Genomic DNA, 11287 nt, shown 5'->3' with positions numbered 1-11287 from the left:
GATCTGCACCTGCCGCTGATCGTGAACCTCTGGTACGACAACACGATGGCCAGGGCGCTGAGTGGTCAGGCGGCCGAACCAAATGATTGGGGTCGCATCCAGGGATTGAGCCAGTCCGAGCATTACGGTCAGTGGTTCGGTTTTTACCGGCCGGATGGCAGTTCGGCGGAACCGCAGGAAGTCGACCAGTGGAAGACCATCCTGTATGAGCCTTGGGGTTCGGTCGAGCCTGATACGAATTTCCTGGTGTCCGATTCCGACTTCGTGGAAGTGCTGACCGAAATCGATATTCAGACTCCGATTCCCGAAGTCATTCAGAATCTGCGTCGAGGCAAGGAATTCCTATTCATCGGCTGCCGTTTCAATGACCAACTGCAGCGGACCTTCGCCCGGCAGATCATGAAGCGCTCGTCCGATCATCATTGGGCGGTGATCGATGGCCCACTGAGTCGCAATGAGGAGCGATTTCTGGAGGAACAGGGCATCCAGCGACTGGATATACCACTGGCCGATGTGCTTACTGGTGCGTTGATGGGGCTGGCGGCGGAGTCAATGGCTTGATCAGAGGCATCCGTTCACGGTAACGAAGCCGTTCGAGGTCAAACGAATCGGCTTGTTAACAGCCGTTGGCGTAGGCGCGAATCACCGATGCGCCAACCGAATCATCAGGATCGAGTCGTTCGATCTGCGTCAACATGTCGCGACAGATGTCGACTTTCCCTTGCCGCAGACGGATGAAGCTGAGTGCCTTCAGTGTAAATAGATAAAAGTGTGCCGGGCTTTGGGTGTCGCTCCAGTCGGCAGCACCTGGCGTCAGCTTCTGCCAGGGCGCTGGGAAACGGCCCAGCCTGGCGCTGACAGCCAGTGCCAGCTCGGCAACATTGGCAGCTTCGTCCAGACGGGATTGCCGAAATAGCAGTTTGTAGAGGGCAAAATAGGCCGAGAGCTGATCAGGATTGACTGCAAGGCTATCCCTCAACATCTGCTCCACATGCTCCAAATCAACGCCATCGATCGTGGGTTCCGCACTCTGGACTCGTCTGGCCTGTGTAATGCTGCGTGTTGCGGCATGCAGTTTATCTTCGTGCTGAAAGTCAAACATCGTTGGGCCATACCTCGGGTTCTGCAAACAGACGTTTCACGGGCTTGCCACCGAGGAGATGCTCTTCGACGATCACCGCAATATCGCTGACCCTGACGCCGGTGTACATGATGCCTTCCGGGTAGACCAATACGCTGGGTCCGGCATGGCAGGGGCCGATACAACCACAGTTGGTCAGCAGGAATCTGCCCCACAGTTTTTGGGCCTCGAATGCCTGTTGAAAGCCCTGAAAGAGGGCCAGTGAAGCCTTCTCACCGCAGGAACCCCGTGGGTGTCCCTCGGGGCGGGACTGTACGCAGACAAACACATGCCGTTCTGGTTTGCTCACGATACCGTTCCTCTTTTAGCCGAATTTGAAGAGGATACCGTGTCCACCGCGTGGATAGGCCCAGTCCACATTGTGGTGTTCTGAGCAGATGATGCGGCAGGTACCACATTCCAGACAGCCATCTGTATTGACTTCGACACCGCCAGATTCGGTTGCGCTGTAGCACGCAGCCGGGCAGGCGAAGGTACAGGCCTGAACCGCGCAGGAGTCAGCGCAGACCGATGGATTGGTAATCTCGATATGCGGGCGGCCTTCGTCGACCCGATAGCGATTCTGAAACAGTTTTTCTTCGATCTTGATCATCTCGTTGCTCTCCACATGCGGAAGGCGTCACCCATGAGTCCCCATAGGGTTCGCCGTTGTACAAAACTCTTGCGTATCATCTTTTCTTTACTGTGCTTGTCTTCGCCGTCCACGGTGAGCATGGTGTGGGCCGCGCGGTTAAGCAGTTCGGGATATACCGAGAAAAAATGCGGGTTATTGTGCAGAATGCCCGGCAGCTCACGGTATTTGTGCAGATCCTTCATCACGAAACTTTCATCCATGGCATCCTTGTAACGGATCAGGTTCGCCGCCGTGCAGGGCTTGTTCGCCTGCTTCAGGGCGATCACGGTTTCCGCTGCCAGTCGCCCGCTGGTCATGGCCAGGTTGGAACCTTCGCGGTGGACCGCATTGACGAGCCCGGCACTGTCCCCGACCAACATCCAGCCATCGCCATACATCTGCGGAACGGCCTTGTAGCCGCCTTCTGGAATCAAATGTGCGGCGTATTCCTTCATCTCGCCGCCTTCGATTAGGGGCGCGATGGCGGGATGATTCTTGAGCTCTTCCAGCAGGGTATAGGGTGCGACATTGCCTTTCTTGAAATCGGAAACCATGCAGCCGATGCCCAGCGTGATAGATTCGCGGTTGGTGTAGAGGAAAGCCGTGCCGACCATGCCGTGGGTCACCGAGCCGAAAATCTCGATCACGACCCCTTCTTCGCCTTTGATATTGAAGCGGCTTTCCACGACCTCTTCCGGTAGGAAGTGGATTTCCTTGACCGCCAGGGCCACGTTCTTCGGTTCGATTTCCTTGTGGAAACCGGCCTTGGTGGCCAGCAGGGAATTCACGCCATCGGCCAGGATCACCACATCGGCGTAGATGTCGCCGCCTTCGCGGTCGGTCCGCACCCCGATGACCTTCTCACCGTCCCGGATCAGTTCCGTCACGGTGGTCTCGCAGATCACCAGCCCGCCGGCTTCCTTTACCTTGCCAGAGAACCACTTATCGAACGGCGCGCGCAAGATGGTGTAACGGTTGGGGCGTTCGCTATTGAACTCGTCCGAACGGTAGTTGCTGCCGATAAAGGAGCGGTCGTCCAGTATCCACATGCGCTGTTCGATGATGTGTCGTTCGAGCGGGGCATCATCGCGGAAGTCCGGAATGATGCGTTCGAGGGCATCTGCATAGAGGATCGCGCCCTGGACGTTCTTGGTGCCGGGGGTTTCCCCGCGCTCCAGTTGCAGGATATTCAGTCCTGCCTTGGCAAGTGTGTAGGCCGCGGCATTGCCTGCCGGTCCAGCACCCACGATGATCGCGTCAAATTTTTCGGCCATGTCAAAGACTCCTGAGTGTTAGCCGGCCCGACGATCCACAGCCAGTCGGCTGCGGAATGCTTCGGTCAGGGCGGGGAGGATTTTTAGGGCATCGCCGACGATGCCGTAGGTCGCAAAGTCGAAGATGGGGGCGTTGGGGTCGTTGTTAATGGCGATGATCACATCAGCCCCCTCCATACCAACCCGGTGCTGAATGGCGCCGGAAATACCTGCCGCGATATAAAGGTTCGGGCGAACAGTCTTGCCGGACTGGCCGATCTGCCGATCTGCCGTCAGCCAGCCGGCATGCGTCACGGGACGCGAGCCGCCGACTTCGGCACCGAGCACTTCGGCCAGATCCCAGATCAACTGAAAGTTCTCGGCCTTGCCCATGCCCCGGCCACCGGCCACGATTAAATTGGCGTAGGCCAGTTGGGCTTTTTCCTGATCCTGATCGGGAATGAACGACAGCACCTTGGCGATGATGTCTGCCTCGTTCATGCCCAGCGTATCGGTCACCAGACGGCCGGTACGACCCGGTTGTGCTTCCGGCATGGACATCACACGCGGGCGAACCGTCGCCATCTGGGGGCGGTAATTAAGGGTCTGGATCGTGCAGAGCAGGCTGCCACCGAACGTGGGGCGGGTGGCCAGCAGGCCGCGGTTGTCCGGGTCGATGGCGAGTTCGGTGCAGTCGGCGGTGAGGCCGGTCAGCAGGGTGGTGGCAACACTGCCCGCAAGATCACGTCCCAGGGTCGTCGCGCCCAGCAGCAGAATTTCCGGCTGGTATTTGTTGACCAGATCCGTCATCGCCTTGGTGTAGGGTTCGTTCCGGTAATCTGTAAGAATGGCGTCAGCTACCATATAGGCGACGTCGGCGCCGTAGGTGAAAGCCGTCTCTGCCGCCGTTGTGGTTTGTTTCAGATCGCCACCCAGCACGATGGCACCGAGTTCGACGCCGAGGACGTCTGCCAGTTTGCGGCCTTCACCCATCAATTCCCAGGAAACCGGGTGAACCTGACCACGCTCCATTTCGACGAATACCCAGATGCCTTTGTACGCGGCCAGTCGGGGATCCAGTTCCAGTCGCTTTTTGCCTTTGGGCGCTGCTGGCGTTGGTGTGTTCTCGCTCATTATCGGACTCCTTCGTTCAGTTAACCGGCTATCAGGCCGAGTTCATTCGCAAGCCGGGGATGCTGACTCGTCAGCACATCGAGCAGGGCGGCTGCCTTGGCTTGCGGGGTGTCGCCATCGGCACCGATCATCTGTGCTTTCACGGCTTTTGGCTTCGGTGCGAATACCTTGCTGACGACGGTGGGTGAACCTTTCAGGCCGATCTTGCTGACATCCTCGATACCGGCTCGATCCTTGTTCCACTGAGGCACAGCGAAACGGGCCGAACGGAACATATCGTCCATGCTGGCGAACCGGATTTTGTTGGTGCCTTCCAGCATGGTGATCAGCGCGGGCAACCGGGTCTTGATGACCTGAACACCCCCTTCTGAGCGGCGCTGGACCGTGATGGTCTGCTGTTCGAGATCAATCTCATCGACGGTGGACACATAGGTGAGGAGCTGTAAGCCGAGACGCTTAGCGATGCCGGGTCCAACCTGCGCGGTGTCGCCGTCGATCGTCTGCTTGCCGGTGAAGACGAGATCCACAGGCGTTGCTTCGCCGATCTTGCGGATCGCCTGGGCCAGTGCGAACGACGTGGCCAGCGTATCGGCCCCGGCAAAGGCTCGGTCTGTGAGCAGCACGACATCGTCGACACCGTAGGCAATCGCCTTGCGTAACGCATCCTCTGCCTGCGGTGGGCCCATGGTCAGGACGGTCACGCGTCCACCCATCTTGTCCTTCAGGTGCAAGGCTTCTTCGATGGCATACAGGTCGAAAGGATTGATGATCGCAGGCACCCCTTGACGCATGATGGTGTTGGTAACGGGATGAACCCGGATCTGCGCACTATCTGGAACCTGCTTGATGCAAACGACAATATGCATGGTGTCTCCTTGGCCCTGTCGGGGATTGCTTCGCTTTCTTGGTCATACTGCAAACTTCGGGCCAAGTGATTCTATTTGCACAACTTGTTGTAAATTAATGATTAATATTGGCGCTTCATTGGCTTATGAGGTCGATTGTCATGTCGCCTTTCCGACAAAGTGGGGTGTTATGTTCATAGTCGAACCAAAAATTTCGGGGCTTCACCGGTGCGGATTTGGATTTCTCTCCAATCAATTCCCCCGACCTTGGAAAGAGGGCAAAGGATGGCAGCTTTTGTCGATGGTCATTTCAAGATCGGTGCGTCGTAAACCGGGCATATCGCGGTGACCATGACGCGATAGGACGTCGCAGGTTTTGGGTAGCCATCGCACGTCGCCTTTCTTACAAAATGATGAACAAGACCGCTATTTTGTGTGTGAAAACCAACAGCAAAAATGGTGGTGCTCAGGAATTACGAATGAAATCCAGCCCTGGCAATAAGGCACGGCTAGGCCTGGGCTGGATCTTTAATTTGTGCCTGAATGCCCTGTCCAGGCGCGTAGTGGCGTGCTGATACTGCGCCCTGACTGTGCCCGCGTACGATCTGGCATACATCCTGCTGATGTGGTTTTGGGCGGGCTAGGTTTCACTTCGGGAAAGCAGGTTCCATCTGTTTCGTTGAATCCGGAGAGCGAACCTTCCCAGCGGAAGACTTCATACGCGAGGTGATCATCATGGCATTCTGGTTTGGCTTATCGTCCCGATCAATGGAAGAAACGAGCGCTACTGCACCATCTCGTACCAATGAGCGGCCAGCGACGTCGCGACCTTCCAGCGTAATCGAGACGGCAGAAAGGCGTACATCCGGCTTCGCCATCGGGTTGGCTGCCCCGGGTGCCCGTGTTTGCGTGACGGCGCTGAAAAGTGCCGCGCCGTCTCTAGAAAAACGTCTGGAGGCGATGGGCATCCGCGTGGGCACCGCACTTGAGGTGCTCCAACACGAGGGCGGCTCAGTCATCGTTCGGATCGGCACGACCCGATTAGCTCTCGGTGCGTCGATGGCGCACCGGGTGCATGTCGAACCGCTTGGCCTGCATTGAGGCGCTCATGATGGACGATATTCACCTGACCATGCTGAAACCCAATGAACGCGGTATCGTGCGCGGATTTGCGCCAGGCGATGCCCACTATCGCCGTCGTTTGATGGCAATGGGTCTTACGCCGGGAACGCCTTTTACCGTAACGCGCCTCGCGCCACTGGGCGATCCGATCCAGATTGAAGTGCGTCATTCGGCACTGACCCTGCGTAAGGACGAGGCGATGATGTTGCGGATCGATCGTCTCGTTTGAGTATGCCAAATCTGGTGGTCGAACCATCGACTAGTGCCGGGAGCGTATTGTGCACGGCGTATCAATCGCTCCCATCCATCACAACGTACTCGTCGTTAGGAACCTGAGTTATGGCAACGTTTACAGTCGGTATGATCGGCAACCCTAACTGTGGCAAAACGACACTATTCAATGCCTTGACGGGATTGAAACAAAAGGTCGGCAACTGGCCGGGCGTAACGGTCGAGCGGAAAACGGGTGCGTTTGAAATCGACGGCAACACGATCGAACTCGTGGACCTGCCAGGCACCTATTCGCTCGACGCCTCATCGGGCGCATCCCTCGATGAGATCGTGGCTCGCGAATTTGCCCTGTCTCGTGAAGCGGACGTCATCGTCAACATCGTTGACGCCAGCAACCTCGAACGGAATTTGTACCTTACCGCTCAGTTGATGGAAATGCGGGTGCCACTGATTCTGGCCGTCAATATGCTTGATCTGGCCGAAGAAGCGGGTATTTTCGTTGATTTTGTCGAGATGGAGCGCCGTATGGGTTGCCCGGTAGTGCCGGTCACCGCAACCCGTAAACAAGGATTGGATGAACTCAAGCGCCGACTGCTCGAACGCGCCCGGCATGCCGATGAACCAGGCATCAAGATTGAATATCCGCCCTTGCTGGAAACAGCGCTGCGCAACCTGATGCCCATGCTGGAACCCGTGGCACAGCATCATCGGATCGACGCGCGTTGGTTCGGGGTCAAGTTGCTGGAACAGGACGGTCAAGCCTGCTCCTTCGCAGATGAATCCTTGCTGGAGGCTGTTGCGCAGGAGCAGGAAAAGATCCGTATTCACCTGGATGAGGAAGCCGATGTCTTTATCGCCGATGCGCGGTACACCTTCATCTACAGCGTCATGCACGCCAGTGTGAAACGACGCGGTCAGCTTCGACGCTCTCTCACCGATCGTATCGACGCGGTGGTACTGAACCGGTTTCTTGGTATCCCCATCTTCCTTTTCGTGATGTATCTGCTGTTCGTGATGAGTTTCAATGGCGGTGGTATCTTTTCGGATTTCTTTGAGCAGACCGCTCAGGCAATCTTTGTCGATGGCGTGGGCAGCCTGCTTCAGGCCCTAAGCGCACCCGACTGGTTGATCGCTTTGCTTTCGACGTCGGTGGGTGGCGCAATCCAGCTGGTGGCTGCTTTTATCGCCCCGATCGGCATGACCTTCCTGTTTCTGTCGATTCTGGAAGATTCAGGCTATATGGCGCGGGCCGCCTTCGTCATGGATCGTTTCATGCGCAAGATCGGCCTGCCGGGCAAAGCCTTCGTGCCGATGATCGTCGGCTTTGGTTGTAATGTGCCTGCCGTGATGGCGACGCGCACGCTGGAAGATCCACGTGAACGGCTGATCTCGGCCTTGATGCAGCCGTTCATGTCGTGCAGCGCCCGCCTTGTGATCTATATGGCTTTTGTGGCCGTATTTTTCCGCGAGCACGGTGGTGAGGTCGTCTTCGGCCTGTACCTGTTGGGTATCGTATTGGCGATCCTGACAGCGCTACTGCTGAAGCGAACCGTGCTGCGCGGTGAGGCGACCCATTTCGTCATGGAGCTGCCGACTTATCACATCCCCACGCTGAAGGGGCTCATGCTGGCGACGTGGGAACGCCTGTCTGTCTTCATCCTGAGGGTGGGAAAGGTGATTATCGTCGCCTCGATGGTGGTGACCCTGATGTCCAGTTTCAGCCCGACCGGGCGACCAGTTGCGGCCGGTGATATTGAGGATTCGATTCTAGGTAAGGTGGGTAAGGTCGTCACCCCGCTATTCCATCCCATGGGGATCACCGACGAGAATTGGCCAGCCGCTGTCGGCCTGTTCTCAGGCGTGGTGGCCAAGGAGGTCGTCATGGGCACGATGAACGGCGTGTATAGCCGCATGGATGCCGCCGATCTGGCTGCTGCCCGCGAGAGCAAGTCTGAGGACGCAATGCCTTCGTTCAATATTTGGCACAGTCTGGCGGCTGCGGTCGCCACGATTCCCGCCAATGCCGAAACCTTCGCCCATGGGTTCTTCGATCCCTTGGGCTTTAGTGCGGTAGAGCAGGCACAAACCAGTAATCTTCAGCAGATTGCAGAGCAGCAAAGCCTCGACACAACCACGCTATCGCGTATGGCTTCACTGTTCAGCGTGCCTGCGGCAATTGCCTATCTGATCTTCGTGTTGCTCTATATTCCCTGTGTCAGCACCATGGCGGCCATCTACCGGGAAACCCGCAGTCGGGCCTGGAGTGCATTTTCGGTGGCATGGGGCATTGGTCTCGCCTACGGGCTGGCCGTGGCGTTCTACCAGACGGCCACTTACGCAGCCCACCCCATGGGTACCGTGACCTGGCTTATTATTCTGGCAACGGTTCTGCTGCTTGTGATCGGCCTGCTCAACCGTCATGGTTCCGACGCAGTGGCAAGACAGCCGATGGCTTCCTGAGATTCTACCGCACGATCTCAAGCGACAATATCATCCATCATGAACGGTATCCGCCCGAGGTGTGGCGGATGTTTCCGGCATCAAGTACCCTCGCTGGAAGTACCTTCTGGCCCGAACATTTCTACTGAGCCCGATTCTCAAGCCGGCCGACTCAGCGGATCGCACTCATAATTAGAGAGGCACCGTTCATGTTATTTAATTCTTTTAATTTGAGATTCCTTAAGTTGCCACGCCACCTGCTGGGTGTTGCCATCTCATTGTTTCTATGTCCTGTTCCTGCCGCCCATGCTACAAATGGCATGGATTTGGATGGTTATGGTGCTATTGCGGCAGGGATGGGGGGCGCGTCTTTTGCTATCGATAACGGTAACGCAGGCATGATGAACAACCCCGCTACTTTGGGGTTGCGTCCAGAAGGGACAACCATCGGTCTGGGGATGACAGTGTTAATGCCTCGTATCAGTGAGACGGTTCCAACCTCGACTGGCAATGCGGTTGTTGATTCCAGCGGTACACGTTATTTGATGCCGAATTTCTCCGTTGTTCAGAAAACAGGGCGGTATACCTACGGGATGGGTATTTATCCTCAAGGCGGGATGGGGTCTGAGTGGGGAAATGAACTTTCCGGCGGTATGAATCTGGAGCAGCGGTCGGAAATCGGATTTGGTCGGGTGATGTTGCCTTTGGCCGTCAATGTCACCGATTCATTGACGCTGGCGGCCCAGCTTGAATATGCCTGGGCGAGTCTGGATCTGAAGATGATCAACCCCATGACGGGTGAGTACTACAGTTTCAGTGACCATAGTGCCTATACCGGTCAGGCAACGGGTTCAGGTTTTGCGTTTTCCCTAGGGGCGCACTACCAAGTCACCCCTCTTTGGTCGGTAGGTGCCAGCTACCACAGCCAGACGCATTTGAATGACATGAAAGCCGAGGGATATCTGAATACCCCGAACAACCCGGCGGATTATCGCGTGGTCAATGCTCAATGGCCGGAAACCTACGGTGTGGGTGCAGCGTTCCAGGCATCACCTCGTTTAAAACTTGTAGCGGACATCAAGCGAATACGCTGGTCCCAAACGCTGAACAGCTTTCAACTGGAAGTGAACGGCCAACCCGCATTTGGAATCCATGGCGCGCCGCAAAACTGGCAAGATCAAACGGTTTATATGCTGGGTGGTGAATATCAACTCACGCCGGATCTGAGTTTGCGAGTGGGAGTTAACCAAGCCAGAAACCCCGTGCCGGACAATACGTTGAATCCGTTGGCTCCGGCCATCATCAAGTCACAGTACACGTTGGGCTTGGGTTGGAAAATAACACCTTCCCATCAAATCGATGCTTCTGTGGCCTATGCGCCGGAGGTTGTTCAAACCAACCCGAATATGTTTGGTCCGGGGATAGCGGGCACGGTTACTCATCGGCAAGTAACTGCTCACCTTGATTATCAATTCCGCTTTTAGCGATGGGGATAATTTTGCATTTGAAAATCTTCAAACTGAAGAGCGGACGATGTTCCAAACATAGCTGGCGATGGGTCCCAGTGTCGGGAAATTTGTCGGCCTCCCCAGAATGGGGTACTTAAATCAGACAGGGGGCGTCAAGGAACCGCCCAGTGATAGTCAGTCATAGATAGTCAGTCATAGATAGTCAGTCATAGATAGTCAGTCATACAATGGAAGCGGCGTTTTCTCCATGGTCGTCAACATTGATGCGATGACCTTTCTCTCATACAGATTCAGCACACACTCTTATTCTTTGTCTGGGCCAACCAAAGCTAATGATTCATTCCAGAACCGCTAGAGCTCTCTGATGAGACCATCAGTGATTTCGCGCTCGGTTAGATCATATTCATTCATTGCCTTCTCATATTCTTTGCTGACTAGAGTAATGATCTTGTCCAGCCTATTTTAAAGGATGGTAATAAAGAAGATTCGACGTAGGTGTAACCAGACGGTCGAGCAGCGTATTGGGCCGAGAAGCTGAGGAGGGGTCTCGTTCTTATAGGTAATTGCGAAGGAGACACAAGCAGACGTTGGTGTAGAGAGATATTTCCGCTTTGTGCCCGACCGGTGCAGATCATGACTACTGCTATGCTCATAGCGAATCTGAATCGCCCAGAGACTTGAGTAAGCTTCAACTCTTGAAAGAATGTAGCCATGAAAACAAAAACAACAACCCCATTTTCTCAGTAAGTTCGGGAACGAGCAGTTCGTCTGATTCAAGAGCATCGGGGTGAATATCCCTTGCTTTGGGCGACCATTGAATCGATAGATCCGAAGATCAGTTATCCTTCATCGACGCTGATCGAGCAAGAAGTATGGGTCAAACGAGCTGAAGCGAACACGAGGGTGTCAAATAATCTGTGTAACTGAGTTCAGTCAGGCACCCGGTCACCGTACAGAATGACGAACTGATTGAGTGCCGCTTTCCAGTCCCTAATGGGACGAGTCCATTTTCTGGCCACGTTCTTCAAGCCCATAAACAG

The 11287-nt window shown here is 55.6% G+C and carries 11 protein-coding genes; 5 read left to right on the top strand and 6 right to left on the bottom strand.

The genetic code is table 11. From position 1 onward, the window contains the following. Positions 1–561 (top strand): SIR2 family protein (locus M7R55_RS10515; protein ID WP_298220364.1); only part of this gene is annotated, 561 nt, incomplete at its 5' end. A gap of 55 nt (positions 562–616) precedes the next feature. On the opposite strand, the gene M7R55_RS10510 is transcribed toward M7R55_RS10515, so the two are convergent. Genes M7R55_RS10510 through M7R55_RS10485 form a run of 6 tightly spaced genes read right to left on the bottom strand, consistent with a single transcriptional unit; the run spans position 617 to position 5007 of the window. Next, the gene (locus M7R55_RS10510) at positions 617–1102 is read right to left on the bottom strand and encodes a hypothetical protein (protein WP_298220363.1); all 486 of its coding nucleotides are present in this window, start codon (positions 1100–1102) and stop codon (positions 617–619) included. Further along, positions 1095–1430 carry a (2Fe-2S) ferredoxin domain-containing protein gene (locus M7R55_RS10505; protein ID WP_298220362.1) on the bottom strand — a complete coding sequence of 112 codons (336 nt, stop codon included), beginning with the start codon at positions 1428–1430 and terminating at the stop codon, positions 1095–1097. Before M7R55_RS10505 ends, M7R55_RS10510 begins: the two co-directional genes overlap by 8 nt. 15 nt (positions 1431–1445) lie before the next feature. Further along, positions 1446–1733, bottom strand: a complete 288-nt coding sequence (locus tag M7R55_RS10500; RefSeq protein WP_298220361.1) for a ferredoxin family protein — start codon at positions 1731–1733, stop codon at positions 1446–1448. Next, a complete protein-coding gene (locus tag M7R55_RS10495; protein ID WP_298220360.1) occupies positions 1730–3028 on the bottom strand; it encodes an FAD-dependent monooxygenase in 1299 nt (432 codons plus the stop codon). The genes M7R55_RS10500 and M7R55_RS10495 overlap by 4 nt, the downstream gene beginning before the upstream one ends. 18 nt (positions 3029–3046) lie before the next feature. Beyond that, entirely contained in the window at positions 3047–4141 is a 1095-nt protein-coding gene (locus M7R55_RS10490) for an electron transfer flavoprotein subunit alpha/FixB family protein (protein ID WP_298220359.1), read from the bottom strand. Between the two features lie 20 nt (positions 4142–4161). Then, the gene (locus M7R55_RS10485; RefSeq protein ID WP_298220358.1) at positions 4162–5007 is read right to left on the bottom strand and encodes an electron transfer flavoprotein subunit beta/FixA family protein; all 846 of its coding nucleotides are present in this window, start codon (positions 5005–5007) and stop codon (positions 4162–4164) included. 714 nt (positions 5008–5721) lie between these two features. Between M7R55_RS10485 and M7R55_RS10480 the strand changes: the two genes are divergently transcribed. From M7R55_RS10480 to M7R55_RS10465, 4 genes are all read left to right on the top strand, one after another. After that, on the top strand, positions 5722–6087 hold the full coding sequence (locus tag M7R55_RS10480; protein WP_298220357.1) for a FeoA family protein: 366 nt from the start codon (positions 5722–5724) through the stop codon (positions 6085–6087). Beyond that, the gene (locus M7R55_RS10475) at positions 6062–6337 is read left to right on the top strand and encodes a FeoA family protein (protein WP_298220356.1); all 276 of its coding nucleotides are present in this window, start codon (positions 6062–6064) and stop codon (positions 6335–6337) included. Before M7R55_RS10480 ends, M7R55_RS10475 begins: the two co-directional genes overlap by 26 nt. A 110-nt stretch (positions 6338–6447) precedes the next feature. After that, the gene (gene feoB, locus M7R55_RS10470; RefSeq protein ID WP_298220355.1) at positions 6448–8799 is read left to right on the top strand and encodes a Fe(2+) transporter permease subunit FeoB; all 2352 of its coding nucleotides are present in this window, start codon (positions 6448–6450) and stop codon (positions 8797–8799) included. A gap of 188 nt (positions 8800–8987) precedes the next feature. Beyond that, positions 8988–10262, top strand: coding sequence for an outer membrane protein transport protein (locus M7R55_RS10465; RefSeq protein WP_298220354.1), 1275 nt, complete (start codon positions 8988–8990; stop codon positions 10260–10262). The last annotated feature ends 1025 nt before the right edge of the window (positions 10263–11287 follow it).

Origin of the sequence: Halothiobacillus sp. (assembly GCF_027346185.1) — a bacterium.
GTDB lineage: Bacteria > Pseudomonadota > Gammaproteobacteria > Halothiobacillales > Halothiobacillaceae > Halothiobacillus.
This window is presented reverse-complemented; position numbering and strand designations above follow the sequence as displayed.